At 69.2% G+C, this 26,082-nt stretch carries 29 protein-coding genes and 1 riboswitch; of the genes, 6 read left to right on the forward strand and 23 right to left on the reverse strand.

The genetic code is table 11. The features are described from left to right. Positions 1-85: 85 nt before the first annotated feature. The 18 genes from ftsH to HNP51_RS10010 form a co-directional block, all read right to left on the reverse strand. Positions 86-2,053 carry an ATP-dependent zinc metalloprotease FtsH gene (gene ftsH, locus HNP51_RS09925; RefSeq protein ID WP_184269904.1) on the reverse strand — a complete coding sequence of 656 codons (1,968 nt, stop codon included), beginning with the start codon at positions 2,051-2,053 and terminating at the stop codon, positions 86-88. Between the two features lie 42 nt (positions 2,054-2,095). Next, positions 2,096-3,619, reverse strand: a complete 1,524-nt coding sequence (gene tilS, locus HNP51_RS18845) for a tRNA lysidine(34) synthetase TilS (protein WP_311770665.1) — start codon at positions 3,617-3,619, stop codon at positions 2,096-2,098. Beyond that, entirely contained in the window at positions 3,517-4,326 is an 810-nt protein-coding gene (locus HNP51_RS09935) for a tol-pal system protein (protein ID WP_260398432.1), read from the reverse strand. Before HNP51_RS09935 ends, tilS begins: the two co-directional genes overlap by 103 nt. A gap of 100 nt (positions 4,327-4,426) precedes the next feature. Next, complete coding sequence (locus HNP51_RS09940; protein ID WP_311769937.1) at positions 4,427-5,578, reverse strand: DUF3667 domain-containing protein; 1,152 nt, start codon at positions 5,576-5,578, stop codon at positions 4,427-4,429. A gap of 308 nt (positions 5,579-5,886) precedes the next feature. Next, positions 5,887-6,441 carry a peptidoglycan-associated lipoprotein Pal gene (pal, locus tag HNP51_RS09945; protein WP_178828307.1) on the reverse strand — a complete coding sequence of 185 codons (555 nt, stop codon included), beginning with the start codon at positions 6,439-6,441 and terminating at the stop codon, positions 5,887-5,889. Positions 6,442-6,595: 154 nt separating this feature from the next. Continuing rightward, positions 6,596-7,984 (reverse strand): Tol-Pal system beta propeller repeat protein TolB, encoded by a 1,389-nt coding sequence (gene tolB / locus HNP51_RS09950; protein WP_184269900.1) that lies wholly within the window; start codon positions 7,982-7,984, stop codon positions 6,596-6,598. 316 nt (positions 7,985-8,300) lie between these two features. Further along, positions 8,301-9,182: a hypothetical protein gene (locus tag HNP51_RS09955; RefSeq protein WP_184269898.1), complete on the reverse strand. Its 882-nt coding sequence runs from the start codon at positions 9,180-9,182 to the stop codon at positions 8,301-8,303. A 5-nt stretch (positions 9,183-9,187) separates the two neighbouring features. Further along, a complete protein-coding gene (gene tolR / locus HNP51_RS09960; RefSeq protein ID WP_184269896.1) occupies positions 9,188-9,649 on the reverse strand; it encodes a protein TolR in 462 nt (153 codons plus the stop codon). Positions 9,650-9,652: 3 nt separating this feature from the next. Then, complete coding sequence (gene tolQ / locus HNP51_RS09965) at positions 9,653-10,405, reverse strand: protein TolQ (RefSeq protein WP_184269894.1); 753 nt, start codon at positions 10,403-10,405, stop codon at positions 9,653-9,655. Positions 10,406-10,722: 317 nt separating this feature from the next. Then, complete coding sequence (gene ybgC, locus HNP51_RS09970; RefSeq protein WP_184269892.1) at positions 10,723-11,169, reverse strand: tol-pal system-associated acyl-CoA thioesterase; 447 nt, start codon at positions 11,167-11,169, stop codon at positions 10,723-10,725. A 2-nt stretch (positions 11,170-11,171) separates the two neighbouring features. Then, on the reverse strand, positions 11,172-11,573 hold the full coding sequence (locus HNP51_RS09975) for a hypothetical protein (RefSeq protein ID WP_184269890.1): 402 nt from the start codon (positions 11,571-11,573) through the stop codon (positions 11,172-11,174). A 219-nt stretch (positions 11,574-11,792) separates the two neighbouring features. Further along, positions 11,793-12,824: a Holliday junction branch migration DNA helicase RuvB gene (gene ruvB / locus HNP51_RS09980; protein ID WP_184269888.1), complete on the reverse strand. Its 1,032-nt coding sequence runs from the start codon at positions 12,822-12,824 to the stop codon at positions 11,793-11,795. A 181-nt stretch (positions 12,825-13,005) separates the two neighbouring features. Beyond that, positions 13,006-13,629, reverse strand: coding sequence for a Holliday junction branch migration protein RuvA (gene ruvA, locus HNP51_RS09985; RefSeq protein ID WP_184269886.1), 624 nt, complete (start codon positions 13,627-13,629; stop codon positions 13,006-13,008). Further along, positions 13,626-14,144 carry a crossover junction endodeoxyribonuclease RuvC gene (ruvC, locus tag HNP51_RS09990; RefSeq protein WP_184269884.1) on the reverse strand — a complete coding sequence of 173 codons (519 nt, stop codon included), beginning with the start codon at positions 14,142-14,144 and terminating at the stop codon, positions 13,626-13,628. The genes ruvA and ruvC overlap by 4 nt, the downstream gene beginning before the upstream one ends. A 71-nt stretch (positions 14,145-14,215) precedes the next feature. Continuing rightward, positions 14,216-14,443: a hypothetical protein gene (locus HNP51_RS09995; RefSeq protein WP_184269882.1), complete on the reverse strand. Its 228-nt coding sequence runs from the start codon at positions 14,441-14,443 to the stop codon at positions 14,216-14,218. A 3-nt stretch (positions 14,444-14,446) separates the two neighbouring features. Further along, on the reverse strand, positions 14,447-15,151 hold the full coding sequence (locus HNP51_RS10000) for an MgtC/SapB family protein (RefSeq protein ID WP_184269879.1): 705 nt from the start codon (positions 15,149-15,151) through the stop codon (positions 14,447-14,449). 62 nt (positions 15,152-15,213) lie between these two features. Next, on the reverse strand, positions 15,214-15,912 hold the full coding sequence (locus tag HNP51_RS10005) for an MgtC/SapB family protein (RefSeq protein WP_184269877.1): 699 nt from the start codon (positions 15,910-15,912) through the stop codon (positions 15,214-15,216). 36 nt (positions 15,913-15,948) lie between these two features. Further along, positions 15,949-16,497, reverse strand: a complete 549-nt coding sequence (locus HNP51_RS10010) for an energy transducer TonB (RefSeq protein WP_184269875.1) — start codon at positions 16,495-16,497, stop codon at positions 15,949-15,951. A gap of 139 nt (positions 16,498-16,636) precedes the next feature. On the opposite strand from HNP51_RS10010, the gene HNP51_RS10015 reads away from it, so the two are divergent. Further along, positions 16,637-17,317, forward strand: coding sequence for a hypothetical protein (locus tag HNP51_RS10015; RefSeq protein WP_184269873.1), 681 nt, complete (start codon positions 16,637-16,639; stop codon positions 17,315-17,317). 3 nt (positions 17,318-17,320) lie between these two features. Here HNP51_RS10015 and HNP51_RS10020 read toward each other — a convergent pair whose 3' ends face one another. Further along, complete coding sequence (locus HNP51_RS10020; protein WP_184269871.1) at positions 17,321-18,094, reverse strand: YebC/PmpR family DNA-binding transcriptional regulator; 774 nt, start codon at positions 18,092-18,094, stop codon at positions 17,321-17,323. Between the two features lie 126 nt (positions 18,095-18,220). Here HNP51_RS10020 and HNP51_RS10025 point away from each other — a divergent pair, with 126 nt between their 5' ends. Next, complete coding sequence (locus HNP51_RS10025; RefSeq protein WP_184269869.1) at positions 18,221-18,427, forward strand: hypothetical protein; 207 nt, start codon at positions 18,221-18,223, stop codon at positions 18,425-18,427. A 157-nt stretch (positions 18,428-18,584) separates the two neighbouring features. Here HNP51_RS10025 and HNP51_RS10030 read toward each other — a convergent pair whose 3' ends face one another. From HNP51_RS10030 to HNP51_RS10040, 3 genes are all read right to left on the reverse strand, one after another. Continuing rightward, positions 18,585-19,433, reverse strand: a complete 849-nt coding sequence (locus HNP51_RS10030) for a ribokinase (RefSeq protein WP_184269867.1) — start codon at positions 19,431-19,433, stop codon at positions 18,585-18,587. Further along, entirely contained in the window at positions 19,430-20,365 is a 936-nt protein-coding gene (locus HNP51_RS10035) for a nucleoside hydrolase (RefSeq protein WP_184269865.1), read from the reverse strand. The genes HNP51_RS10030 and HNP51_RS10035 overlap by 4 nt, the downstream gene beginning before the upstream one ends. 81 nt (positions 20,366-20,446) lie before the next feature. After that, positions 20,447-21,106, reverse strand: coding sequence for an amino acid racemase (locus tag HNP51_RS10040; RefSeq protein ID WP_311769936.1), 660 nt, complete (start codon positions 21,104-21,106; stop codon positions 20,447-20,449). A 160-nt stretch (positions 21,107-21,266) separates the two neighbouring features. On the opposite strand from HNP51_RS10040, the gene HNP51_RS10045 reads away from it, so the two are divergent. Then, on the forward strand, positions 21,267-22,526 hold the full coding sequence (locus HNP51_RS10045; RefSeq protein ID WP_184269863.1) for a DUF819 domain-containing protein: 1,260 nt from the start codon (positions 21,267-21,269) through the stop codon (positions 22,524-22,526). 213 nt (positions 22,527-22,739) lie between these two features. On the opposite strand, the gene HNP51_RS10050 is transcribed toward HNP51_RS10045, so the two are convergent. Beyond that, the gene (locus tag HNP51_RS10050; protein ID WP_184269861.1) at positions 22,740-23,192 is read right to left on the reverse strand and encodes a GNAT family N-acetyltransferase; all 453 of its coding nucleotides are present in this window, start codon (positions 23,190-23,192) and stop codon (positions 22,740-22,742) included. 56 nt (positions 23,193-23,248) lie between these two features. Next, positions 23,249-23,358: riboswitch (TPP riboswitch) on the forward strand. A gap of 69 nt (positions 23,359-23,427) precedes the next feature. Here HNP51_RS10050 and thiC point away from each other — a divergent pair. From thiC to HNP51_RS10065, 3 genes are read left to right on the forward strand one after another with little or no spacing between them, the layout of a single operon-like run. Next, a complete protein-coding gene (gene thiC, locus HNP51_RS10055) occupies positions 23,428-25,347 on the forward strand; it encodes a phosphomethylpyrimidine synthase ThiC (protein ID WP_221415850.1) in 1,920 nt (639 codons plus the stop codon). Positions 25,348-25,368: 21 nt separating this feature from the next. Beyond that, complete coding sequence (locus HNP51_RS10060) at positions 25,369-25,911, forward strand: zeta toxin family protein (protein WP_184269859.1); 543 nt, start codon at positions 25,369-25,371, stop codon at positions 25,909-25,911. Beyond that, complete coding sequence (locus HNP51_RS10065; protein WP_184269857.1) at positions 25,908-26,066, forward strand: hypothetical protein; 159 nt, start codon at positions 25,908-25,910, stop codon at positions 26,064-26,066. The genes HNP51_RS10060 and HNP51_RS10065 overlap by 4 nt, the downstream gene beginning before the upstream one ends. Positions 26,067-26,082: the final 16 nt, after the last annotated feature.

Below are 26,082 nucleotides of genomic sequence, written 5' to 3' on the forward strand. Positions count from 1 at the left end.
ACGGGCGCGCGCCAGCATTTGGCGCACAAAAAAGGGGCGAGCCCTGCGGCCCGCCCCTCCTTCATTTTCAGCTGATCCGAAAGGATCAGGCGGTCGGCACGCTGGTCGTCGGCGCCGCCGCCGGCTCGGTCTTCGGCGTCTCGATCTCGACGCCGTCCGACACCGGCGTCACCGGCACCGAGACCGAGGGTCCCGGCACGGGCGAGTTGGCCTCGTCCCGGTTCGGCAGGATGCCGCGCTCCAGCAGGTCGTTGATCTCCTGACCCGACAGGGTTTCGTACTCCAGCAGGGCCTGGGCCAGCTTCTCCAGATCCGCCGCCTTGTCGGTCAGGATCTGGCGCGCCTCGTCCCAGCCGGACGTGACCAGCTTCTTGACCTCGCTGTCGATCAGACGCGCGGTTTCCTCCGAGATGTTCTGGCTGCGCGCGACCGAGTGGCCCAGGAAGACCTCCTGCTCGTTCTCGCCATAGGCCACCGTGCCCAGCACGTCCGAGAAGCCCCACTGCGTCACCATGCGGCGGGCCAGCTTGGTCGCCTGCTGGATGTCGGAGCTGGCGCCCGAGGTGATGTTCTCCTTGCCGAAGATGATCTCCTCGGCCACCCGGCCGCCGGCCATGATGGCGATGCGGTCGATCATCTGCTGGTACTTCATGGAATAGCGGTCGCCTTCCGGCAGCTGCATCACCATGCCCAGGGCCTGTCCGCGCGGGACGATGGTCGCCTTGTGGACGGGATCGGCCATCTTGACGTTGATCGCGACGATGGCGTGGCCGCCCTCGTGATAGGCGGTCAGGCGCTTTTCTTCCTCGTTCATGGCCATGGATTTGCGCTCGGCGCCCATCATGACCTTGTCCTTGGCGTCCTCGAAGTCGCGGTGCGTGACCATGCGCCGGTCCTTGCGGGCGGCCATCAGGGCGGCTTCGTTGACCAGGTTGGCCAGGTCGGCGCCCGAGAAGCCCGGCGTGCCGCGCGCGATGGTCTTGGTGTTGACGTCGGCGGCCAGGGGCACGTCCTTCATGTGGACGCGCAGGATGCGTTCGCGGCCCGAGACGTCGGGGTTGGGCACCACGACCTGACGGTCGAAGCGGCCGGGACGCAGCAGGGCCGGGTCCAGAACGTCGGGGCGGTTGGTCGCGGCGATCAGGATGATGCCTTCGTTGGACTCAAAGCCGTCCATCTCGACCAGCAGCTGGTTCAGCGTCTGCTCGCGCTCGTCGTTGCCGCCGCCCAGACCGGCGCCGCGGTGACGACCGACGGCGTCGATCTCATCGATGAAGATGATGCAGGGCGCATTTTTCTTGGCCTGCTCGAACATGTCGCGCACGCGGCTGGCGCCGACGCCGACGAACATCTCGACAAAGTCCGAACCCGAGATCGAGAAGAAGGGCACGCCCGCCTCGCCCGCGACCGCGCGCGCCAGCAGGGTCTTGCCGGTGCCGGGAGGGCCGACCAGCAGCGCGCCCTTGGGGATCTTGCCGCCCAGACGCTGGAACTTGCCCGGGTCCTTCAGGAAGTCGACGACCTCCTGCAGTTCTTCCTTGGCCTCGTCCACGCCGGCGACGTCGTCAAAGGTCTTGCGGCCCTTGTGCTCGGTCAGCAGCTTGGCCTTGGACTTGCCGAAGCCCATGGCGCCTTTGGCCCCGCCCTGCATCCGGTTCATGATGAAGAACCAGAAGGCGATGATCAGCGCCACCGGCAGCAGCAGACCCAACAGGCCCGACCACCAGGGCTGGCGCGTGCTCTTGACGTCCACGGCGGCGCCGGCGGCCTGCATCTTGTCGACCAGGTCGATGTTGGGCAGGGGCGTGACGGTCGTGAACCGGCTGTCGTTCTTGTAGACGCCGGTCACCGTGTCGCCGCGCACCGTCGCCGACTTGATCTCCTGACCGTTGATGGCCGTGATCAGCTGCGAATAGGTGATGGGATCGGGACGGCTGGCCGCCGCGCCCTTGGCGCCCGGCATGGCCGCGCCGCCGTTCTGGCCGATCGCGGCGTAGACCGCGACCAGACCCAGCAGGATCACGCCCCAGATGGCGAAGTTACGCAGATTCATTCGGTCCTCGGTTCCTCGACGCGCGCCTGAACGCTCCGTCGATCAGCAGTCTTTCCAGGAAAATAGGTCAGTCGGCGGCGTTTCGCCATGCATGGGATGAAAGAGGCCGGCTTCCTGCGTCGTTTCGCCCAAGGCCAGGCTCAGACGCCGCGCCCCCAGCGCCCGCACATCCGCCCCCCGCCAGGCCAGAACCGGCGCATCCTCGCCGTCCCGGATCAGCACCGGCAGCCCGCCGCGCGCCGCCGGGGGAAGCCCCGCAATGGCCCGCCGATCCGCCTCGCCCAGCGTCGCCAGCCGCCCGGCCGCCGCCTCGACCCGCCAGCCCGGCTCGGTCGCCGTGATCTCGAACCGCCCGTCCCAGACGGCTGGAACGCCGGGCGCCAGCATGACAGGCTCCGGCGCCCGCCGCCGCATCTCCCCCGGCTCGCGCATGATCCGCACGCTTCCGCCAGTCGCCTCGACCCGCGCCCCCGACAGGCCCGCCGTGAAATCCTCGCCCCCCGCCAACCGCGCCTTCAACCCCGCCAGCCTCTCCCCACGCGGCGGAACCGCCCCGCCGCCTGCGCACAACAGCGCCGCCGCCAGGGTGGAGGCCGAGCCGTCGCGCGAAACCTCCAGCACCCCGGCCCAAGTCAGGTCGAAACGAGCAGCCGGACTTTCTAACTCCCTTCCCCCTCGAGGGGGGAAGGGTCGGGGATGGGGGTGTACGCACTGCGGCTCCTGGTTTTGCGCGGGAGGCGACGCCCTCCGCGTCTCCGCCGCCTGATCGGAAAGCCCGGCGACCACACCCCCGCCCAACCCTCCCCCCTCGAGGGGGAGGGCTTCGTCGCCCGCCAACGCCGCCCGCGCCCGGCTCCTCCCAAACCGCTCATCGCCATTGGCCGGGTCCTCGACCCAACCACGGCCCCGCGCCCGCAGATAGTCCCTCAGCCCCTCGCGCCGCTCGTCCAGCAGGGGCCGCAGCAGCATCAGCCCCCGCCCCTGCGGCCAGACCGGCGACGGCGACCACTCGCGCACCCGCCCCAGGGTCGAGCCCCGCGCCCGCATCCAATCCGCCTCAGCCACGTCATCCAGCGTCTGGGCCAGCAGCACGACCCGCGCCCCCGCCGCCCGCGCCGCCTCGGCGATCAAGGCATGCCGCGCCGCCCGCGCCCGCGCCGTCAGCCCCGGCCCGGCCCGCGCCGCATCCCAGCTCAGCCCCCGCCAGTCGGCGCCGACCGCCCGCGCGGTCGCGCCCGCGAACCGGGTCCAGTCCGCGCTCATCGGATTGAGATTATGATCCACCGTCAGGGCCAGCAGCCGCCGTCCCCGCGCCTTCGCCCAGTCGGCGGCCAGATGCAGCAGGGCTATGGAGTCCCCCCCGCCCGACAGGGCGACAGCGACCGGTTCCGCCCTGCCCGCCTCCAGCCGCGCGTCCAGCCGCGCGAAGATGCGGCTGGTCAGCCCCTGGGGGTCGTCTGGGCTCAGCTGCAGTTCGCCCGCGTGCGCAGCTGCGTGGCGCGGGTCTTCTGCGCCGCCGTCGCCGTCTCGGCGTAGCGACGCGTGAACTCGGTCAGGGCGCCGCAGGCCTGGGTGTTGCGATCGGTGGCGCGCAGGGCCTCGGCCAGCTTCAGCGTCGTCTCCGGCGCCCAGGCCGTGCGCGGCCAACCATTCAGGGCGGCGGCGTAGGCCGGAACGGCGGCGGCGTTGTCGCGCGCGGCGACATGCAGGTCGCCCAGACGCGAATTGGCCTCACGCGACTGCGGCGTATTGGGCCAGGTGACGATCACCGTCTCCAGCGCCCGCTCGCCGCGCACCGCATCGGTCCCCAGCAGGCGCACCGCCGCCGCCAGGTCCTGGCCTGCGTCGCCGGTCGGCGAGTGGGCCACGATCGGCCCGTTCAGTTCTGCCTCTTCCTCGGCGGCCTTTTCGATCTTCTCGATGCGGGCCTCGGCGTCGCGCAGACGGCGGGCCAGCACGGCGTTGTCGCGCGTCGCCTCGTCCAGCTGGAAGGTCAGGCGCTCGCCGTCGGCGTTCACCCGCTGGAAGGTCTGCTCCAGGTCCGACAGGCGGCGGTCCATGATCTGCATCTGGCCCTGCAGGGCCACGACCTCGGGGTCCGGCTCGACCAGGACGGGCTGACCGGCGGCGTTCCTCTGGGTCAGGGCGCGTTCCAGACGGCGGACGTTGCGGTCCAGCTGGTCCAGACGGCGCTTGTCCCACTGGACAGCCTCCATCGGCGCGACCTGGGCGACGACCGCCCCCCCGATCAGGGTCAGGCCGATGGCGGTCATGGCGGCGGTTCTTGTCAGTCGGAATGGCAGCTTCAGCATGTCTCAAGTCGTCCCATCGATTTGCGGCGTCCGCAAGGCCGAGTTCGGGTCCAGTTTCGGGTCAGTGGCCGAGGCCCAGATAGATGATCGACACAATGAACAGGGTCGCCGCGATCTCGCAGAAGATCAGCAGGGCGATCGTCCGCCACAGGGTCGAGAAGATCTTCAGGCTGTAGGCCCCCTTCAGCTGGGCGAACATGTGCACCGGCACGATCAGGCTGGCCACAAGCCCCGCCGCAGGTCCCGCCCCCTTCACCGTCGTCGCCAGCACCACCACCGCCATCAGCAGCAGGGACATGAAGGTCAGCGAATAGAGGACGAAGACCCCGTGGTCGTACAGGGTGAAGCCCCGCTTCCACAGAAACATCAGGGCGACGAACGGGATCGACAGCGGCACCAGCAGGAAGGCGAACTTGTAGATGGTCTGCTGCAGCTTGTAGAACGCCAGGTCCGGGTTCTTCAGCTTCTTGGCCACGGTCTTGGTCAGGCCGTTGGCCTCGCCGTTCTTGCCCACATCCGCCGCGATGTCCGCCACGCTGGCCTGCCAGGACCCCGGCGTCAGACCGTCCTTGCGGCCCTCGACGGCGTCATGCTCCAGCCGCTCCAGCTTGGCCTTCTCGCTGATCACCCCGGCCTGAGCGGCGGCCAGGACGCCGGCGGCGACGCCGGCCCGGGCGCCGCTGTTCACCTCTGGCGGCGCGTCGCCGGACGGCTCCATCGCCGCCGTGGCCGCATCGACTTCCTTCTGGGCGGCGGCGACCACCTGCTCGGCCTCGACGATCGCCTCGCGCTGGGCGGCGATCTGCTCCGGCAGGCCCTGCAACTTCACCTCCTGATGCGGCATGAAGCTCAGCGCGAAGAACATGACGAACAGGGTGAACAGGAACATGGCCAGCGGCGAGACGTAGCGCGTGCGCTTGCCCTGGACCCATTCGCGCGTCAGCCGACCGGGGTTGAGGATCAGCAGCGGCAGGGTGCGCCAGAGGCGGCCGTCGAAATGCATGACCCCGTGCAGCAGCTCTTCGCCGAGATGCAGCAGGGTGCGGTGAACATGGGCCGCCTGACCGCAGTTGGAGCAGAACCGCCCCGTCACCTCGGCCCCGCAGTCGGCGCAGGTCGTATGATGCTCGCCCGCCTGCCCCATCGGCTTCTCGATGGCCCCTGCGATGATGCCGCCCGTCATGGCGCCGCCCGCTGCTTCCAGATCAATCACTCAGCTTCCCCCCGGATTCGGCGCGGACTTTGGTCCCAGCGGCGCGCAAAGAAAAGAGGCTCTGTTCACCCTGGGTGCTGGATTTCCTTCCCGCTCATCCCCGCGGAGGCGGGGACCCAGTGCTTTGGCTTTCAGACGCTTCGAGCAACACAATGGGCTCGGGGCAGCGCTCTCACTGGGTCCCCGCCTCCGCGGGGATGAGCGGATATTGAAAGGCCGCCGCCAACGCTCAACATGACCCCCGAAAAAGAAAAGAGGCGCCGGCTGCAAAGCCGACGCCTCCATTCATTCAGCCGTTAAGGCGTGGCTTAGCGCGGAGCGCCCGACACGATGGCGGTGTGGGCGTTGCGGTTCTGGGCCCAGGCGGCCTCGTTCGAACCTTCAACGATCGGACGCTCCTTGCCGAAGCTGATGGTGTCGATGCGGCCGGCCGGGACGCCGCGCTGGATCAGATAGGTGCGCACGGCCTCGGCGCGACGGGCGCCCAGGGCCAGGTTGTATTCGCGCGTGCCGCGCTCGTCGGCATTGCCTTCGATGCGAACCGTGACCTGCGGGTAACGTTGCAGCCAGGCGGCCTGGGCGTCCAGACGCGGCTGGGCTTCCGGGCGCACCGAATAGGAGTCCAGGTCGAAATAGATGCGGTCGCCGACGTTGACGACGAAGTCCTGCTCCGAGCCCGGCATGGCGGCGCCGACATTGCCGCCGGTCACGGGGCCGGTCGGGGCGGTCGGATACTGCGGCGCGGTCGGCTGGCTCGGCTCCATCGGAACAGCGGGCTCGACCTTGGGCTTGGGCGCACAGGCGGCCAGGGCGGCCACGGCGGCGCTGACGGTCGCCAGCTTGATCAGGGTCGAAGTGTTCATCGGGTCGGCTCCTTGGTGTTCATTCTGAGGACGGCGGCCTCAAGCTTGGCTATATCGTTGGTCAGCTAGACTGCGGCGCCGCGTCGCGCCAGACGCGATAACGCACAGTTTATGGGAATGGCTCCGCTCGTGATCTCACGAAGCCGTAAACCCGTCAGGCCGGGCAGGAATCCGCGCCCTGACCAATGCCCAGGCTGGCCGGCGGCGCGTCCAGCAGGCCCGACCAGGCCGGGTCCGACCCGCGCCCGTCATAACCCGCCTGCGCCACCACCCGGCCCGACAGGTCGACGGTCCATAGCCGCGTGTCGCCGCCCGGGGTCTGGCGCGCAAAGGCGATATAGCGGCCGTTCGGGGCCCAGGACGGACCTTCCTCGAAATAGCTGGACGACAGGATGCGCTCGCCCGTCCCGTCCGACTTCATCACGCCGATGTGGAAGCGCCCGCCCGACTGCTTGGTGAAGGCGATCAGGTCGCCGCGCGGGCTCCAGGCCGGGGCGGTATAGCTGCCGCCGCCGCGACTGATGGCGCGCTGGCCCGAGCCGTCCGCCCGCATCGTATAGAGCCTGGCCGAACCCGAGCGGTCCGAGGTGAAGACGATCTGGCCGCCGTCCGGGCTGAACGACGGCGAGGTGTCGATGCCGGGATCGGACGTCAGGCGCGACAGCTGGCGCGTGCGCAGGTTCATCACATAGACGTCGGTGTTGCCGCCGCGGATGATCGAGAAGGCGATCTTGGTCCCGTCGTTCGAGAAGCGCGGGGCCAGCACCTGCCCGTCGAATTCGCCCAGGCTTTCACGGCGCCCGGTCGACAGGTTGTACAGGTAGATGCGGCTGTAATCCTTGCCCAGGGCCACATAGGTGACCTCGTCCGGGTTGGACGCCGAGAAGCGCGGCGACATGATGATCTCGTCGCCCTGGGTCAGGAAGACGGGGTTGTAGCCGTCCTGATCGACGATGGTCAGACGCGACAGCTTGTTCAGCTGGGTGCCGCTCTCCGACACGAACAGGACGCGCGAATCAAAGAAGCCCGCCTCGCCCGTCATGCGCTGATAGATGACGTCGGAAATCTTGTGCGCGATCCGGCGCCACTGCTCCGACGTGGCCGTGAACTGATAGCTGACCAGCTGGCACTGACGGTAGGGATCATACAGGCGGAAGCCCACGTCCACACGACCGTCCGCGCGCGGCGTCACCCCGCCGTACAGCACCGCCTGGGCCCCGATCGAGGTCCACTGCGGGAAGTTGGGCGCATTGGCCAGGGTCAGGCCGGTTTCGATGAAGCTGGCCGGGTTCAGCGGATCAAAGAAGCCGGACCGCTTCAGGTTGCCGCTGATGACATTGGAAATCTGCGGCCCGTTCTGCCCGGTGAAGGGCACGACGGCGATCTGCAACGGACGCAGCACGCCCTCGTCCACCACCACGTCCTGCATCGGCGCGGTCGCCGCCGTCGCCTGAGGCTGGGTCTGGGCTGATGCAGGCTGGACCATCGCCGGGGCCGCCATGACGACCGCCGCGGCCGAAGCAAGGAGAAGGTGCAGACGCATGAGAAGAGCTCCCGGAGTTGGACGGATCGTCGGTCCTTATCGTCAGACCGTAGGACAAAAACCAGCTTGTGAAAGACAAGCTTGCCCCGGAATGGGGCGACTTTCAGACTTTGGCGACGCCGCCCCGCTATCCTCCCCCGTTTACGGGGGAGGGGGACCGCCGCAGGCGGTGGAGGGGGCGGCTGCATCCACAGGGTTTGGAAGGATCGGCGTCACCCGGCGGCCAAACCTCGGCGCCCGACCTCGCCCCCTCCACCATGCTGCGCATAGTCCCCCTCCCCCGCTTCGCAGGGGAGGATCGCAAGGCCAGCCAGCCCTATCGCCCCCCGCACTGACGCGCGGTTTCAAACCGGAACGGCACGTCCTGCGCCTGGAACCCCGCAGGCACCGTGAACGGCGAGGTCGCGCGCAGCGCCCGCAGCATGGCCTCCGACGCAGCGCGCCAGGTCGGGTCGCTGCGCGTATCCTGCAGGCGCGGCGTCCCGATGATGTCGCCATCAGCGCTCAACCGCACCGTGACGCGGATCACCAGTTCGTCCATCCCCGGCATGTCGCAGTTCAGATTCCAGTTCGGCGTCACCTGTCCGCCCAGGGCCGCCAACTGCGGGCCGGTGGCGCGCGAGGCCGTCCCCGCCCCCTGCTGACCCGTCGCGGGCCTGCCCCGGTTCGGCGTCGGGCGCGGCGGGCCGGCCAGGGCGTCCAGGTCCAGACCGGGCGCGGGCTTGGCGGGCGCCGGGCGCGCCGGGGCGGGCGGCGTCGGACGCGCGGGCGCGGGCGCGGGCGGGGTCGGACGCGGCGGGGTCGGCGTCGGGCGCGGCGCCGGGGGCGTCGGCTTGGGCGGCGTGGGTCGCGGCGTCGGCGCAGGCGTCGGACGGGGCGCCGGGGGCGTCGGAACCGGCTTGGGCGCAGGCGGCGTCGGACGCGGCGCAGGCGGCGGCGGCGTCGGCTTGGGCTCCGGCGGAACCGGCTCGGGCGGCGTCTCGACCGGGGCGGTGGCGCCGTCCTCGGGCGAGGGCTCGGGCTGCGGATTGTCGGCGGGGGCGGCGGCGATCTCGATGTCCGAGACGATCGACACCGGCACCGAGTTCACCAGCGGCTTGGGCTCATCCACCTTGGACGACCACGACACGAGCGCGAGCGCCACCACCCCGGCGTGCAGCGCGAGCGATCCGACAATGGCGGGACTGGGTCGACGCAAAGCCGTCAGCCCTCCGCCGTCTCGTCAGCCGCCGTGTCGGTGATCAGGTTCAGCTTGGTGAAGCCCGAAGCCGACAGGCGCGCCATCACGCGGGCCACGGCCTGATAGGGCGCCCGGCCGTCGGCGCGAATGAAGACGGCCTTGTCGCGCGCCTTCTCGCCGCCCTCTTCGGCCACGCGGATCGCCAGCTGCTCCCAGCGGACTTCACTCTCGCCGATGAAGATGGCGCCGTTCTGGTCGATCGAGACCGTGATCGGCTTGTCCGTCGTCTCGACCGCGCTAGCCTCGGTCTTGGGCAGCTCCACCGGCACGCCGACGGTCAGCAGCGGCGCCGAGATCATGAAGATGATCAGCAGCACCAGCATGACGTCGACCAGCGGCGTGACGTTGATCTCGCTCAGCGGCCGCTTGCGCGCCCGACGCCGACCGCGCCCGCCGCCAGAGCCGCCTCCTCCACCCATCGCCATGGATCAGGCGCCCCGACGCAGGTTCAGGTCAGCCGACGGCGGCGGCGGCGGGGGCGGAGCCGAGGGCGCGCCCAGACGCCGCGCGATGGCCGACTGCAGGTCATCGGCGAAGGCCTCCAGACGGCCCGTGAACTTGCCCGCCGACACCGAGAAGGCGTTGAAGGCGATATAGGCCGGGATGGCCGCCGCCAGACCGATGGCCGTGGCGAACAGGGCCTCGGCGATGGCCGGGGCCACCGTCGTCAGATTGGTGTTGCCCGCCGCCGCGATGCGGTCGAAGGCGTTCATGATGCCCCAGACCGTGCCGAACAGGCCGATGAAGGGCGAGGCGGTGGCCACCACCGACAGCACGCCCAGACCGTTCTCGATCTTCTGGCTCTCGCGGGCGATGACCGAGTCCAGCGCCCGGTCGATGCGCGCGATCAGCATGGAGCCTTGCGTGTCCGTCATGGCCCCGCGCGCGCGCGCCTCGCGCCAGTCCTGCAGCGTCAGCACCAGCATGCGCGGCAGGGGGTCGGCAGGCTGCGCCCCGGCCTGAGCCGCCACGTCTTCCAGCGACCGCCCGCTCTCGACTTGCTTCTCGAACTCGCTGGCGCGGGCGTTCATGCGCGAAAAACGCACCGCCTTGTCGATGATGATGGTCCAGGACCAGACCGAAGCTGCGGCCAGGCCGACCATCACCGTCTTCACCACCCAGTCGGCGGTCATGAACAGCTCGATGGGATTCAGCAGCGAAGCGTCGGCGGGCGGGGTCATGCGGCGTCCTTGGGTCAGTCCGATGTCGTCCTGCCCTTATCGAGCGGGCGGACATGGCGGTTTCATGGCGGCGGGTCTAGCGGTCGTCGGCTCCTGCGTCACGGGGGGCCGATCTGACAAGCGCGTTATTGCGTAGCTGCGCCGCAAAAGGCGCCGCGTCTCTCCCTCCCCGTTCGGGGAGGGTGGTCGCGCAGCGACCGGGTGGGGAGGGCTCGGCGATACGGGCGCGGCGCCTGATTTGCCGAAGCGCCCCCACCCGGCTTCAGCTACGCCTCAGCCACCCTCCCCATGAAGGGGAGGGAGAAGTCCCCGCCTCATCACTCCCCCGTCAGCCACGGCCCCACCAGCTCCACCAACCGCTTCGTCGGCCGGCGCGGCCGCCCGTCCAGATGGATGCAGACCGCGACCACGTCCGCCCGACACAGCACCTCGCCGTCGCGCTCCACCGTCTGCCGGATGATCAGCCTCGGCCCCTTGATCGCCTCATAGCGGGTGCGCACCACCAGGGCGTCGTCGATCCGCGCGGGCTTGGCGTACCTGATGTTCAGCTCGGCCACGACAAAGGCCAGCGGCTCGTCCTGATCCAGCAGCTCGGCGTGACCGACTCCCGCCAGCCGCAGGAAATCCGACCGCCCCCGCTCGAAATAGCGCACATAGTTGGCGTGATAGACCAGGCCGGTGAAGTCGGTGTCCTCGTAATAGACCCGCACCGGCAGCAGATGATCCAGCCCGTCAAAGCGGCCGGCGGTCGGTTGGTCGGTCATGATCAGCCCTGAGCGGAAGTCGTCGCCGAGGCCTTAGCCGTCGAGGCCGCTGCGTTGAAGCCCGGACAGAACTCCGCCTTCATATCCGCGAACTCGGCGCCCAGGGGATCGTCGCCCATCAGGATGCGATTGGGCCGCGAGACGAAGGCTACGGCCTGTTTCTGTCCGGCGATCCCGGCGTAGCCGCAGACGGCGCGGCGCTTGCCGGCTTCCAGATACCGCACCTCGGCGGTCGGCCCCATCTGCGCCCTGACCTGGGTCAGGGCGCGTTCCGCCGGCGTCGCCTGCTTCGGCCCGAACCGCGCGCCCTGGTTCAGCGCCACCAGGCTCAGCGCCCCGAGCAGCAGCACCGCCGCGCCCAGCACGGCGATCTTCTGGTCCGTCCCGATCCCGCCTCGCGCCATCGCCCGTCTCCCTTCAAGCGCCAGCATGGCCGGGTTTGAGAGATCGGTGAAGTCCTTTTGCGAGCCGTTCCGAACAGCGCCTCTTTCCTCCCCATTTCATGGGGAGGGGGACCGCGTAGCGGTGGAGGGGGCGGCGCAGACATCTGACGTGGAGTCGCCCCCTCCGTCACGTCGCTGCGCGCCGCGCCACCTCCCCATGAAATGGGGAGGAAAGAAAGCCTACTTCCCGAACAGATCCGGCGGCGGCGCCGCCTGAACCTTGGGCGCCTCCAGCCCCAGATGCTCATAGGCCCGCGCACAGGCCACCCGCCCGCGCGGCGTGCGCATGATGAAGCCCTGTTGCAGCAGATAGGGCTCGATCACGTCCTCGACCGCATCGCGCGCCTCGGCGATCGCGGCCGCCAGCGTATCCATGCCCACTGGCCCGCCGCCGTAGTTCTCGATCAGGGCCTTGAGAAAGCGCCGGTCCAGACTGTCCAGCCCCTGCTCATCCACCTCCAGCCGCGCCAGGGCCCGCGCCGCCGACAGTGCGTCGATGGTCTTGCCCTCGGCGTCGGCGAAGTCCCGCACCCGGCGCAACAGCCGCCCGGCGATGCGCGGCGTGCCCCGCGCCCGACGCGCGATCTCCATCGCCCCGTCCTCGGTGATGGCCGCGCCCATCTTGCGCGCCGCCCCCCGGATCACCGCCGTCAGCTCCTCCGGCGTATAGAACTCCAGCCGCAGCGGAATGCCGAAGCGGTCCCTCAGCGGCGTGGCCAGCAAGCCCGCCCGCGTCGTCGCCCCGACCAGGGTGAAGGGCGCCAGATCGATGCGCACGCTGCGCGCCGACGGCCCCTCGCCGATGATCAGGTCCAGCACATGGTCCTCCATCGCCGGATAGAGGATCTCCTCCACCAGCGGCGACATGCGGTGAATCTCATCGATGAACAGGACGTCGCGCGGCTCCAGATTGGTCAGGATCGCCGCCAGATCGCCCGCCTTGGCAAGGATCGGCCCCGACGTGGCCCGGAACCCCACGCCCAGCTCGCGCGCCACGATCTGCGCCAGCGTCGTCTTGCCCAGACCGGGAGGCCCGAACAGCAGGACGTGATCCAGCGCCTCAGCCCGCCCGCGCGCCGCGTCGATAAAGACCTTCAGATTGCCCTTGGCCGCCGACTGACCGACGAACTCGGACAGGGTCTGGGGCCGCAGCGCGCGGTCGTGCTTTTCGCCCGGCTCGGCGTCGGCGGAAATGATGCGCTCGTCGGTCATGCGCCTGCCCCTCCCTTCTCCCTTGAGGGGAGAAGGTGGCTCGCGAAGCGAGACGGATGAGGGTGAGGCCCGACACGAGTCCACCCTTCTCCGAATGAGTGCGCGGACACGACACCCTCATCCGAGCGCCTCCGGCGCCCACCTTCTCCCCTCAAGGGAGAAGGCATGATTTCGGTGCACCTCACCGCCCCAACTCCTGCAGGGCCGCGCGGATCACCGCCGGCAGCTCTGCCTCGTCGCCCAGCCGGATCAGCGCCTGATCCACGGCCCGGCGCGCATTAACCTCGGCGATACCCAGCCCCAGCAGGGCCGCGACCGCCTCGCCCGTCACGCTCGGCGGCGGCGGAGCCGCGGCGACCTCGGCGTGGACGCCCGGCGCGCTCGGCGCGAAATGCCCGTCGCCCAGAGGCTTGCCCTTCAGTTCGGTGACGATGCGCAAGGCCAGCTTCGGCCCCACGCCGTTGGCGCGGCCCACCGCCGCCTTGTCCTCGCGCGCCACGGCGCTGGCCAGCTCCCCCGGCGGCAGCACGTCCAGCACGCTCAGCGCCGCCTTCGGCCCCACGCCCTGAATGGCCAGCAGCACGGTGAAGGCCCGGCGCTCGTCCCGCGACAGGAAGCCGTACAGACGCGGCCCCGCGTCCTCGCTCCACTGGCTGTGAATATAGAGGGTCGTCTCGTCGCCCGGCGCCGGCAACCGCCCCAGGGTCCGCGCCCCGCAGGCGGCGACATAGCCCACCCCGCCGCAGTCGATCAGGCATTCCGCCTCTCCGACCTCAGCCAGAACCCCGCGCAACCGCCCGATCATGCCGCGCCCCTCAAACTCGCCGTCAAACTCAAACTCCGCCGATGGTGCGCATGGGTGATCGCCACCGCCAGCGCATCCGCCGCATCCGCCTTCACGTCGCCCGCCGCCGGCAACAGCCGCTTGATCATGAAGGCCACCTGGCTCTTGTCCGCCTGCCCCGCCCCGACGACCGCCTTCTTGACCAGGCTGGGGGCGTACTCGGCCACGCTCAGCCCCGCCCTTGCCGGCGCCAGCATGACCGCCGCCCGCGCATGGCCCAGCTTCAACGTCGAGGCCCCGTTCACGTTGACGAAGACCTCCTCGATCGCCGCCTCGTCACAGGCATAGGCCGCGCAGATCGACCCCACCTCCTCCAGCAGATGCAGCAGCCGCTCTGGAAAAGGCGCCTTCTCGGCGGGCGCCACCACGCCGTGCGCGATCCAGCGCAGGCGGCTGCCCTCGCTTTCGATCACGCCCCAGCCGGTGCGGCGCAAACCGGGGTCCAGCCCCAGGATTCGAGTCGATACGTTCGTCATTCGTTCCAGTCATGCCCCAAAGAGGGTTAGCGAACAATGACCGGATAATTCAGGCGACGCCGCGTCTCGCGTCACGACGACGGACAGCCGCGCATCGAGCGACGCACAAGCCATATTAGGCCGCTGATCCCCAACGCTCCCATGGAAAACAACGATGTGGCCCAGAACTCTTCTGGAATCGAACGATTCAAAATCGCTTCACCAACAGTCATGATCCCGCTCACCAAACCAATGAAGGCGGCCATTAACATCGGGAAGATGAGACCATACCTGAAACGTTGCCTGAACTTGTCCATCATCTCTCAGTCGTCCCTCGGCATGACCGAGAACCCCGCCAGCCCCGTCTGCTCGCCCAGCCGCATCGACAGATCATGAACCCGCAGCGGCATCGGCCCGCGCGCCTTGATGTGGTGTTCGTGGATCAGGCCGTCATGGCTGACCACATGGCCGATGCGCACCGGCTTCAGCCCGCTGTCGCTCAGCAGATCGCGCAGCACCGCCTCGCCGGGCGCCGCCCCCCGCGTCCAGCGCAGCGTCACGTCCATCACCCCCACGTGCGGCAGACGCGCATCGAGGAACCTCAGGATGGCCAGCACCAGCAGGGTCGCGCCGCCGGCGATCAGGCCCAGGTCCCACATGCCGATGCCGAACATCACCCCGACCGCCGAAGTGGTCCACAGCGACGCCGCCGTGGTCAGGCCGTGGACCGAGAAGCCCTCGCGGAAGATGACCCCGGCGCACAGGAAGCCGATGCCCGTCAGGATGCCGTGCGACATCCGGGTCGGGTCGATCACCAGTCTCTGATCCGGCAGGGCGACGAAGGCCCAGGTCGCCTGATGCATGGCCGCCAGCATCAGGACGCAGGAGGTCATGCAGACCAGGATATGGGTGCGGAACCCCGCCGGATGCCCGTGATAGGTCCGCTCGATCCCGATCAGACCGCCCGCCGTCATCGCCGCCGCCACCGGGGCGATCAAGGCCCAGTCCACTGTTCCGGCCATCGTCATGTCCCAACCTCAAGCTGCACAGGACCGCCCACCGTGGACCGCGCCGCTGACGGCGGCAAGCCTCAGTCGTCGCGCGGGTCCAGCAGGTAGTCCGTCACCCCCGGCAGGGCGCACAGCCGCGCCGCCAGCGTCTTCAGCTCGGCCTCGCTCCCGGCCTTGATGCGCCAGCTGCGCCGCACCGTCGCCCCGCCGTCGATCAGCTCGAACCGGTCATGATGGGGCGCCGGATCAATGGCCTTCAGCGCCGCCTCGACCTCGGCCTCGGGCGACGGCCCGTCGCGCCGCCAGCGCACCTCGACATCGGTCAGAACCCGCGCCGGCAACCGCACGCTGACCAGCCGCAACGCCACCAGGATCAATCCCGTGACCACCGTCCCCACGACGCCGAGGGTGAACAGCCCCGCCCCGAACAACAGGCCGATGGCCGAGGTGATCCACAGGCTCGCCGCCGTCGTCAGCCCGTGGATGGAAAACCCGGTGCGGAAGATCACCCCTGCGCACAGAAAGCCGATGCCGGTCAGGACCCCGTGCGCCATCCGCGTCGGGTCGGTGACGATGTTCTCGTCCGGCAGGGCGCGAAACGCCCAGTCCGCCTGCCCCATGGCCGCCAGCATCAGCAGGGCCGAGGCCAGACTGACCAGGATATGGGTGCGGAATCCCGCCGCCCGGCCGCGCCATTCGCGCTCGAAGCCGATCAGCCCCCCGGCCACGACGGCGCCGAGGATGGGCAGGGCGAAACTCTCGATCTCTGACAGGTTCATCTTGCGGCAACGGTCTGCCGCGACGCGTCGTTCCGCCTATTCGAGCCGATAGCGAATGGTGAAGGCGATCTGGCTCTCGACGGGCTGGCCATCCTCCAGACGCGGTCGAACCCGCGCCTTCAACGTCGCCTTCACCGCCTGCTCGCCAAAGCCGACGCCCGCCGGCGCCTCCTCGGCGATCCGGCAAGCTTGCACGCCGCCGTCGGCTCGGGTCCGGCACTCCAGCCTGACCACGCCGCTCTCTTCACCCGCTCGCAGCGCCGCCCGCGGAAACTCAGGCTGCGGCGCCTGCAGCCAGACCGGATTGAGGACCGCCTCTCCCACATCGTTCATATAGGGCGCCGGCGCCGGGCTCGGCTCCTCGGGCGGCACGGTATAGGAGGACAGGGTTTCAGACGGCGTCCTCTCGGCTGCGGGCGGCAGGTCGATCCGCACCCGCACCGTGGACAGAACCCAGGCCGCGCCCGCCATCACCAGCAGGCTCGCGACCCAGACGCCCAGCTTGACCCACAGCCAGACCGGCCCCTCTACCGGCGGCGCGCTCGCCCCCGGCATATCCCGGCGCGGATCCTGATCTTCAGTCATTTCAGCCCCCCGCCTCTCCGTCCCGAACAAGCTTAGCAAGACGTCCACGCAGACGGAAACACCCCTCCCGGCTCCGCTTGCTCGCAACCGACATCGGGCGCATCATTCGCCAATCCGCGATCGCCGAAAGGAAGCCGCCATGCGCGCCGCCCTCTTCGTTGCCTTTCTCGCCTGCCAGACTCTGGGCCTGTCCGCCGCCGTGACCACGCCCGCCGCCGCCGCCCTTCAGGAGGAGACGCGCGAGCAGTTCATGCAGCGCTGCACCCTCGCCGGGGCTGAAACCGCCAATATGGAAAGCTACGCCGAGGGCGCCTGCGCCGAGAAATGGATCGCCCTCAACCGCGCCAATCCCATGCTCGACGCCATCCTGTCGGTCTTCGTCGCCGGGACCCCGTCCGCGCTCGACCCGGCCGACGTCCAGCGCCGGGCGTCCATCGTCCGCTGGACCTCGCCGTCAGAAGGTCAGCTGTCGGGGCTCAAGGTCGAGGTCACGCGCACGCCGACCACGCGGATCATCTTCAACTGGTCGGCGACGGGCCAGCCCATCCCCTATGACCCGGTCGAGGCCCTGCGGGTGCGCGGCGCCCAGGTCTATCCCATCGGCTGCTACGCCCTGGGCGCGGGCGAGACCAACGGCGTCTGGCGCGTCGATGCGCCCGGCCACGCCCCCTTCGCCCTGACGGTCTATCGCCGCGAGGCGCCGACGGCCTCGGCCCTGTCCTACATCACCGTCAGCGCCGACGCGGAACGCAACCTGCCGACGCTCGGCGACCTCATGGCCGCCGAGCCCGATCAGGACTGGCAGGACTGTCCCTCGTAAGGATCAGCCGGCGAACTTGGCCGCGTCTTCGTCCGAGATGTCTTCGTTGGAATAGACCGCCGACACGTCGTCTTCGGCGTCCAGCGCGTCCAGCAGCTTGAACAGGGTGCCGACGGCCTCGCCCGTGACCTGAACTTCGGTCTGCGGCTTCCACACGATGGCGGTCGACTTGGGGTCGCCCAGCACCTTGGACATGGCCTCGGCCACCTCGTTCAGGTCTTCATAGGCGGTCCAGATCGTATGGCCCGGCGCGTCCTCATAGATGTCCGGCTTGACCAGATCGCTCTCGACGTCCTGGGCGCCGGCCTCGATGGCGGCCTCCATGACCTCGTCCTCGGTGCCGGCCTCGGCCTTGTAGGTGATCTTGCCGACCTTATCCCACATGAAGGCGACCGAGTTCATCTCGCTCAGCGCGCCGCCGTTCTTCTTGAAGGCCGCGCCGATGTTCGAGGCCGCACGGTTGCGGTTGTCGGTCAGGGCCTCGACGATGATGCCGACGCCGCCGGGGCCGCGGCCCTCGTAGCGGACCTCTTCCATCGTATCGACGTCGCCGCCCGAGGCCTTGTTGATCGCCCGCTGAATGACGTCCTTGGGCAGGCTCTCGGCCTTGGCGTTGTTGACCGCCAGACGCAGGCGGGGGTTCAGCGCCGGGTCGGGCATTCCGCCCTTGGCCGCGACCGTGATGTCGCGCGACAGCTTGGAGAACAGCTTGGAGCGCTGGGCGTCGGCGCGCCCCTTGCGGTGCATGATGTTCTTGAATTTCGAGTGGCCGGCCATGAATCTCGCTGCCAGATTTCTGAAACGTGAGGCGAGGCCTTTACTGGATGTGCGATCCTCTGTCACGACTGGGAACCGCCCGACTGCGCCGGGGATTTAGCGCAGGCCTGTAACGAGGAGACGCAGATGGCCGCCGACGACACCTATCTGGACGACGCCTATGACGAGGGCATCGACCACGCCCATGCCGGCGAGATCGTGGAATGGTACGCCAAACGCCCGGTCACCGTCTCCACCGCCGCCGCCACCGGCTCCATCGTCGCCGCCTTCGCCCTCGGCGCCCTGACGGCGGTCGGAACCCTGTTCCTGCTGCGCCAGTACGACGAGCGCTAGACGCTAGGCTCTCCCTCCCCGTCCCGGGGAGGGTGGCTGACGCGAAGCGGCAGACGGGTGGGGGCGCTTCGGCTAATCAAGCGCCGCGCCCCATATCGCCTTGCCCTCCCCGCCCGGTCGCTGCGCGACCACCCTCCCCGAACGGGGAGGGAGAATCTCAGGCGCCCGCCAGCAACCCCTCGACCTCTTCGCGCGTGCCCAGCGAGGGCTGCGCCCCCGGCCGCGTCGCCGCCAGCGCCCCCGCCGCACAGGCGAAGTGCAGGGCCGCGTCTTCTGTCATCCCGTCCAGCAGAGCCACCACGATGGCCCCGACGAAGGCGTCGCCCGCCCCCGTGGCGTCGATGGCGTGAACGCGCGGCGGCGTGGCCCAGGCCATCTCCACCCCGCGCCGATACATGACCGCCCCGCGCGCCCCCTTGGTCACCGCCACCAGCCCGCCGCCGACGTGCAGGGCCTCGCCGTAGAAGGCGGCCTCCGTCTCGTTGACCACGATCAGATCGGCCCGCCGCAGCATGGCCTCCGACACTGGCGCAGCGGGCGCCAGGTTGACGCAGACAAAGTCCGTCGCCCGCCCCACAGCCGCCTCGACCGTCTCGATCGGCAGCTCCAGCTGGGCGATCAGCGGCGTCTCGATCCGCGCCGGCAACTGTTCCGGCGTGACGAAGTGGTTGGCCCCGGCGGCGACCACGATCTGGTTTTCGCCGCTCGGATCGACCGCGATCAGGGCCACCCCCGTCGGCGCCGCAATGTCCGTCTCGACCCCCGACAGGTCCACCCCGTGCGCCAGCATCAGGGTCACCGCCGCGCCCGACATCTCGTCCTCGCCGACCCGCCCGATCAGGCTGACCTCCGCCCCCAGACGCCGCGCCGCCAGGGCCTGATTGGCGCCCTTGCCGCCGGCGTGACGCGCCAGGGTCGCCCCCGTCACCGTCTCGCCCGGCGCCGGCAGGCTGGGGGCGGACGCCACCATGTCCAGATTGATCGACCCGACGACGGTGATCCTCATTGCCCTGCTCCCAGTCTCTCGGCGATCAGGGCGAAGACCCCGTCCGCATCCGCCTTTGTCGCCCAGAAATGTTTGGCCGTCGCGGCCTCGACGCGGAACTCCACCGCCGTATGGCCGCGCGTCAGATCGCTCTCGGTCTCCACATCGATCCGGCACGGCGCCAGCTCGAACAGCTCGGGTTTCAGCAGCCAGGCCACGGTGCAGGGATCATGCAGCGGCCCGGCGTCCCAGCCGACGATCTCCCGCTCGGTCCGCTGCGAGAAGCGCAGCATGGCCGCCGACGCCCGCGCCGAGGCGGTATCCACCGCCTCGATGGTCCTGATGCGGTCCTCGGTCGCGCGCACCTGATGGGTGGCGTCCAGCCCCAGTACGATCATCCGGCAACCGGAGGCGAAGACCTCGGCCGCCGCGTCGGGGTCGGCCCAGATGTTGAACTCGGCCGAGGCAGTGATGTTGCCGCCCTCTGACCGCGCCCCGCCCATCACCACCACGGGCCCCAGATGGCCCGCCAGCCTCGGCTCGGCCCGCATGGCCAGGGCCAGATTGGTCATCGGCCCCATGACGATCAGCGCCACGCTTCCCGCAGGCCGTTCCATCACCAGCCGCACGATGGCCTCAGCCGCCGTCCCCTCGCCCACCGGCGCCTCCGGCTCGAACGGCGCCAGATCCCCCAGCCCCTCGGCCCCGTGGAACTCGCCCGCCCCCGCCGGCTCGCGCCGCAAAGGCCGCTCGGCCCCGACAAAGACCGGCACGTCCTCGCGCCCGGCGATCTGGCGCAGGATGCGCGCATTCCTCGCCGTCTTTTCGGCGCTGACATTGCCCCCGACCGTGGTCACGGCCAGCAGGTCGAGGTCGGAAGAGGCGAAGGCGGTCAGCAACCCCGTGGCGTCGTCGACGCCGGGATCGCAATCAATGATGAGAGACTGTTTCACCGGATCGGTGTGCCGCGTGACGCCGCGCGAGGCAACCGTCGCTCTCCATCCTCCCCTGCGTAGCGGGGGAGGATCGCAAAACTACAGACATATCCCGACACACACCCGCGCCAGCACCTCCGCCGAATCCGTCAGCGGAACCGCCACGTCGCCCGCGTCCAGCAACAGCGGCACCTCGGTGCAGCCGCCGATCACCCCCTCGGCCCCCGCCGAGACCAGGGCCGCCGCCAGGTCGCGCATGGCCCCCCTCTGTTCAGGTCCCACGTCGCCCGCCTTGACCCCGGCCACCACCGCCATGAACCGCGCCCGGTCGGCGTCCGACAGCCGCACCATCTCCACGCCCTCGGCCTCCAGCGCGCGCGCATACAGCGCCTCGCCCCCCGGCGTCGCCAGCACCCCGATCCGGGTCGCGCCATTCGCCTTGGCCGCCTTGGCCGTCTCCGCCACCATGTCGACGAAGGGCACGCCCGCCGCCCGGATCGCGTCCGCATGGGCGTGGGCGGTGTTGCACGGCATGGCCAGGATCTCGGCCCCCGCCGCCTTCAGCCGCAGCGCCATCTCGCCCAGGGTCCGCCCCGCCGCCTCGGGCTGAGTATGCCGGTTCGGCACCTGGGGGTTGATGTCCGCGATGACCCGCACATGGTCCTCGTCGCCTTGGGCCGGGGTCAGGGCCTGCACCCGCGCCAGAAAGGCCACGGTCGCCGCCGGTCCCATGCCGCCCAGAACCCCCAGAGTCTTCACGCCCGACCTCATCCGCTCACTCGACCCCGACGCCGGGACCTGTGTGTTCGCTTCGCCCATCCCGGCCCCCCGCGCAATATCGCCGCGCGACATCGTCGCATTGCGCTTCTGCCGGTTCGCCAGGCTTATGCGCGCAACGATTCGGGGAAGACGCTCTCTAATGCCATCTGAAAAAGCCGCCGCGCTGATCACCAACGACGCCGTCGTTCTGGGCCTTCTGGCCGTCATTCTGGCGGGGGTCTTCTGGGCGTCCAGCCTGCCCAACAAGGGGGTCCAGCGGTTCTTCGCCTTCGTGCCGGCCCTGCTGCTCTGCTATTTCCTGCCCTCGCTGCTGACCACCTTCGGCGTCGTCGATCCCGAAACCTCGCGCCTCTACTTCATCGCCTCGCGCTTCCTGCTGCCGGCGGCCCTGGTGCTGCTGACGGTGTCGGCGGACCTGCCGGCGGTCTTCCGCCTGGGGCCGAAAGCCCTGATCATGTTCTTCACCGGCACGCTGGGCGTCATGCTGGGCGGCCCTATCGCCCTCTTGCTGACCAGCTGGGTCGCGCCCGACCTGATGGGGGCAGGGCCCGAGGCCATCTGGCGCGGCATGGCCACCGTCGCCGGCAGCTGGATCGGCGGCTCGGCCAACCAGACCGCTCTGTATGAAATCTACGGCGCCGGCCCCGACGTCTTCTCCATCTGGATCGCCGTCGACGTCATCGTCGCCAATATCTGGATGGCGGGCGTGCTGTGGATCGCGGCCAACCAGGTGCGCGTCAATCGCCTGCTGCGCGCCGACGCCTCCGCCGTCGATCGCGTGCGCGAAAAGGCCGAGGCCTATGAGACCGAAAACGCCCGCATCCCCTCGCTGAAGGACCTGATCTTCATCGTCGGCGTCGGCTTCGGCGCGGTCGGCCTGTCGCACGCCCTGGCCGATCCCCTGTCGGCCTGGTTCGGCGCCAACGCCCCCTGGGCCCAGCGCCTGTCGCTGGACTCCAGCTTCTTCTGGCTGGTGCTGATCGCCACCGTCATCGGCGTGGTCCTATCCTTCACCCCGGCGCGCAAACTGCAAGGCCCCGGCGCGGCCAAGGTCGGCTCGGTCTTCGTCTATGTCCTGGTCGCCACCGTCGGCCTGAACATGAACATCGGCGCCATCCTGGACTCGCCCGCCTACTTCCTGATCGGCCTGGTCTGGATGGCGGTTCACGTCCTGCTGCTGTTCGCCGTCGCCTGGCTGATCAAGGCCCCGGCCTTCTTCCTCGGCGTCGGCTCCATGGCCAATATCGGCGGCGCGGCCAGCGCCCCGGTGGCGGCGGCGGCCTTCCACCCGTCGCTGGCCTCGGTCGGCGTCCTGCTGGCGGTCGTGGGCTATATCGTCGGCACCGGCGCGGCCTGGTTCACCGGCCTGGTGATGATGCAGATCGCCGGCGCGGGCTGACCTAAAAGGGGGCGTTTCGAGCCAGAAATCGAGAGTTCAAAAACCGCGTTCAACAAAGATGGCTAACGCGCGAATTCTTGCGGAACCAAGTTTCAAGTCCGATGTTTATTGCATCGGACACATCGGACGCCCCCCAACCCCGATGTCGTCTGTGGCGGTCCGGCCTTAACGCCCCCCCGACTGAGAAGTCGGACCGCCCCCCCCCTCTCCCTCTCAATCCAGCTTCAGCACCATGTCCCAGCGGTCGATGCCGGGCGCGAAGCCGTCGGGCGTGACCTTTTCCGCCTCGAAGCCGAACCGCGCATAGAAGCCCTGGGTGTGCTGGCTGGTGTTCAGGATCACGCGCCTGATCCCCGGCGTCGCCCGCGCCGCCGCGATCCGCGCCTCGGTCAGCACCTGCCCCAGGCCCCGCCCGTGCAGGCTGTTGTCCACCATGCCCCAGCACAGGGCGACGCTGACCCCGTCCGCCTCCACCGCATGGCCGCCGCAGCCGACGATGCGCCCGTCCAGCTCGATCACCTGATAGGGCCAGCGCAGGGCCTGATCCCCTAGAAACCCAACAAAGCTCTCCCGCTCGCTCGCGTCAAAGAAGCGCGGCGTATTGCTGTCGAACAGGGCCAGGCAGCCGGCCATGTCTTCGGGGCGGTAGGGGCGGGAAAGGATCATTCCCCTTCCTGCCACGCCGCCCTCGCTTGACCTACCCCCGAAACGGGCTAGGGTCGCGGCGTTCTCCGGGGGGTCGCAAGCGAGCGGCTGAGATAGAGGTTTCTCCTCTGACCCGTCGAACCTGATCCGGGTCATGCCGGCGAAGGGACGAGTTCACCGCCTCCACGCCGGGAAACCGGCTTCCGGGGCGCTCATACCGCGCCGGCGGTCCCTCTTTGTCGAAGAGGCCGCCACAATGAATATCCAAGTCACGCCGCAAGCCGAGACTCCCGCCGAGCCCAACGTCGAGCTTCCCCTCGCCGAAGCCCGCAAGGCCGTGGAGGCCGAGACCGGCCGCATCCCCACCGGCCCCCGCGCCGGCGGCGTGAAGGTCTATGTGGCGGGCGAACTCTACCCCGACATCCGCGTCCCCTTCCGCGAGGTCGCCGTCCACCCGTCCGCCAACGAGCCGCCGGTGACGATGTATGACTCCTCCGGCCCCTACACCGACCCCGCCGTGACCATCGACATCAAGCGCGGCCTGCCCAAGGTCAAATCCAGCTGGCAGCTGGACCGCGGCGACATCGCCCCCGTCCTGAACCCGCGTGAGGTCAAACCCGAAGACAACGGCCACGCCTCCGGCAAGAACCTGGCCCCCCGCTTCGACACCTCGCACCATCAGGTGTTCAAGGGCGTCGAAGGCCGCCCGGTGACGCAGTACGAATACGCCAAGGCCGGCGTCATCACGCCCGAGATGGAATACGTCGCCATCCGCGAGAACCTGCGCCGCGAGCAGAACGCGCCTTGCATCCGCGACGGCGAAGACTTCGGCGCCGCCATCCCCGACTTCGTGACGCCTGAGTTCGTGCGTCAGGAGATCGCCCGCGGCCGCGCCATCATCCCGCACAACATCAACCACCCCGAAGTCGAGCCGATGATCATCGGCCGCAACTTCCTGGTGAAGATCAACGCCAACATCGGCAACTCGGCCGTCCTGTCCAGCGTCGACGACGAGGTGGACAAGCTGGTCTGGGCCACCCGCTGGGGCGCCGACAACGTCATGGACCTGTCGACGGGCCGCAACATCCACAACATCCGCGACTGGATCATCCGCAACTCGTCCGTCCCCATCGGCACCGTGCCCATCTATCAGGCGCTGGAGAAGGTGAACGGCATCGCCGAGGACCTGACCTGGGAGGTGTTCCGCGACACCCTGATCGAACAGGCGGAACAGGGCGTGGACTACTTCACCATCCACGCGGGCGTGCGCCTGCCCTTCGTGCCGATGACGGCCAAGCGCGTGACGGGCATCGTCAGCCGCGGCGGCTCCATCATGGCCAAGTGGTGCCTGGCCCACCACAAGGAGAGCTTCCTCTACGAGCACTTCGAGGACATCTGCGACATCATGCGCGCCTATGATGTCTCCTTCAGCCTCGGCGACGGCCTGCGCCCCGGCTCCATCGCCGACGCCAATGACGAGGCCCAGTTCGCCGAGCTGCGCACCCTGGGCGAACTGACCAAGATCGCCTGGGCCAAGGGCTGTCAGGTCATGATCGAAGGCCCCGGCCACGTGCCGATGCACAAGATCAAGGCCAACATGGATGAGCAGCTCAAGCACTGCCACGAGGCGCCCTTCTATACGCTTGGCCCGCTGACCACCGACATCGCCCCCGGCTATGACCACATCACCAGCGCCATCGGGGCGGCCATGATCGGCTGGTTCGGCACGGCCATGCTCTGCTACGTCACGCCCAAGGAACACCTGGGCCTGCCAGACCGTCAGGACGTCAAGGACGGCGTCATCACCTACAAGATCGCCGCCCACGCCGCCGACCTGGCCAAGGGCCACCCCGCCGCCCGCATGCACGACGACGCCCTGTCGCGCGCCCGGTTCGAGTTCCGCTGGGAGGACCAGTTCAACCTCGGCCTCGACCCCGAAACCGCCCGCAAATACCACGACGCCACCCTGCCCAAGGAGGCGCACAAGACCGCCCACTTCTGCTCCATGTGCGGCCCCAAGTTCTGCAGCATGAAGATCAGCCAGGACATCCGCCGCGACGCCCTGGCCCAGAACGACGCGGGCGCCAGCCTCGCCGCTCAGGAAGCCGAAGCCGGCATGGCGGAGATGAGCGCCAAGTTCCGGGCGGGTGGCGCGGCGATTGAGGTGAAGGTCTAACCTTCCACCGCGACAGCGAGTATGGTGGCCTCTTCCTCGGGGGAGGCCGCCATACCTGTCATCCTGATCGTCGCCGGACCCAATGGGGCGGGCAAGACTACCTTCGCCACCCGCTGGATCAACGACAGCGCGCCCGACTTCGCCTTCGTCAACGCCGACGAGGTGGCTCGCGAACTGCCGCCCGGCCTGTCTCCGGCGGAGCGAGACATGCGCGCCGGTCGTCTGATGCTGACCCGGCTGGACGCCCTGATCGCGGCCCGCGCCGATCTGGTGCTGGAGACCACCCTGTCCAGCCGCCTCTACGCCAAACGCATCCCCGAATGGCGCGCGGCGGGTTATGACGTGGAACTGGTCTATGTCCGTCTGCCTGACGTGGAGACCTCCATCGCCCGCGTCGCCCACCGCGTCCGTCTCGGCGGCCACGGCGTCCCGGAACCGGACCTGCGCCGCCGTTTCGGCCGCAGCCTCGCCAACCTGGAACTCTACAAGCCGCTGGTGGATCGCTGGCAGGTCTGGGACAGCCGCCCGAATGAGGCTATATTGGCCGACAGGAGCCAGCCATGAACGCCCGCATCGACCCCAAGACCATCGCCAAGGCCATGAAGGCCGCCGCTGTCGTCGCCAAGACCGGCACCCGCGAGGAGCGTTCGGGCAAGTTCATTGCGCCGACGGCGAAGAGCATTGCTCGCTCCCCCGTCAAGCGCGCTGCTCAAGGCTGAAGCCTGTCATGGCACA

The sequence above is a fragment of the Brevundimonas bullata genome (assembly GCF_014207965.1).
Taxonomy (GTDB): domain Bacteria; phylum Pseudomonadota; class Alphaproteobacteria; order Caulobacterales; family Caulobacteraceae; genus Brevundimonas; species Brevundimonas bullata_A.

What these genes read in the sequence shown, in the direction of transcription:
- ftsH (WP_184269904.1), bottom strand. Translation starts at nt 2,053, where the DNA reads ATGAATCTGCGTAACTTCGCCATCTGGGGCGTGATCCTGCTGGGTCTG.
- HNP51_RS09935 (WP_260398432.1), bottom strand. Translation starts at nt 4,326, where the DNA reads ATGACCGCCATCGGCCTGACCCTGATCGGGGGGGCGGTCGTCGCCCAG.
- pal (WP_178828307.1), bottom strand. Translation starts at nt 6,441, where the DNA reads ATGAACACTTCGACCCTGATCAAGCTGGCGACCGTCAGCGCCGCCGTG.
- tolB (WP_184269900.1), bottom strand. Translation starts at nt 7,984, where the DNA reads ATGCGTCTGCACCTTCTCCTTGCTTCGGCCGCGGCGGTCGTCATGGCG.
- tolR (WP_184269896.1), bottom strand. Translation starts at nt 9,649, where the DNA reads ATGGCGATGGGTGGAGGAGGCGGCTCTGGCGGCGGGCGCGGTCGGCGT.
- tolQ (WP_184269894.1), bottom strand. Translation starts at nt 10,405, where the DNA reads ATGACCCCGCCCGCCGACGCTTCGCTGCTGAATCCCATCGAGCTGTTC.
- ybgC (WP_184269892.1), bottom strand. Translation starts at nt 11,169, where the DNA reads ATGACCGACCAACCGACCGCCGGCCGCTTTGACGGGCTGGATCATCTG.
- HNP51_RS09975 (WP_184269890.1), bottom strand. Translation starts at nt 11,573, where the DNA reads ATGGCGCGAGGCGGGATCGGGACGGACCAGAAGATCGCCGTGCTGGGC.
- ruvB (WP_184269888.1), bottom strand. Translation starts at nt 12,824, where the DNA reads ATGACCGACGAGCGCATCATTTCCGCCGACGCCGAGCCGGGCGAAAAG.
- ruvA (WP_184269886.1), bottom strand. Translation starts at nt 13,629, where the DNA reads ATGATCGGGCGGTTGCGCGGGGTTCTGGCTGAGGTCGGAGAGGCGGAA.
- ruvC (WP_184269884.1), bottom strand. Translation starts at nt 14,144, where the DNA reads ATGACGAACGTATCGACTCGAATCCTGGGGCTGGACCCCGGTTTGCGC.
- HNP51_RS09995 (WP_184269882.1), bottom strand. Translation starts at nt 14,443, where the DNA reads ATGATGGACAAGTTCAGGCAACGTTTCAGGTATGGTCTCATCTTCCCG.
- HNP51_RS10000 (WP_184269879.1), bottom strand. Translation starts at nt 15,151, where the DNA reads ATGACGATGGCCGGAACAGTGGACTGGGCCTTGATCGCCCCGGTGGCG.
- HNP51_RS10005 (WP_184269877.1), bottom strand. Translation starts at nt 15,912, where the DNA reads ATGAACCTGTCAGAGATCGAGAGTTTCGCCCTGCCCATCCTCGGCGCC.
- HNP51_RS10010 (WP_184269875.1), bottom strand. Translation starts at nt 16,497, where the DNA reads ATGACTGAAGATCAGGATCCGCGCCGGGATATGCCGGGGGCGAGCGCG.
- HNP51_RS10015 (WP_184269873.1), top strand. Translation starts at nt 16,637, where the DNA reads ATGCGCGCCGCCCTCTTCGTTGCCTTTCTCGCCTGCCAGACTCTGGGC.
- HNP51_RS10020 (WP_184269871.1), bottom strand. Translation starts at nt 18,094, where the DNA reads ATGGCCGGCCACTCGAAATTCAAGAACATCATGCACCGCAAGGGGCGC.
- HNP51_RS10025 (WP_184269869.1), top strand. Translation starts at nt 18,221, where the DNA reads ATGGCCGCCGACGACACCTATCTGGACGACGCCTATGACGAGGGCATC.
- HNP51_RS10030 (WP_184269867.1), bottom strand. Translation starts at nt 19,433, where the DNA reads ATGAGGATCACCGTCGTCGGGTCGATCAATCTGGACATGGTGGCGTCC.
- HNP51_RS10045 (WP_184269863.1), top strand. Translation starts at nt 21,267, where the DNA reads ATGCCATCTGAAAAAGCCGCCGCGCTGATCACCAACGACGCCGTCGTT.
- HNP51_RS10050 (WP_184269861.1), bottom strand. Translation starts at nt 23,192, where the DNA reads ATGATCCTTTCCCGCCCCTACCGCCCCGAAGACATGGCCGGCTGCCTG.
- thiC (WP_221415850.1), top strand. Translation starts at nt 23,428, where the DNA reads ATGAATATCCAAGTCACGCCGCAAGCCGAGACTCCCGCCGAGCCCAAC.
- HNP51_RS10060 (WP_184269859.1), top strand. Translation starts at nt 25,369, where the DNA reads ATGGTGGCCTCTTCCTCGGGGGAGGCCGCCATACCTGTCATCCTGATC.
- HNP51_RS10065 (WP_184269857.1), top strand. Translation starts at nt 25,908, where the DNA reads ATGAACGCCCGCATCGACCCCAAGACCATCGCCAAGGCCATGAAGGCC.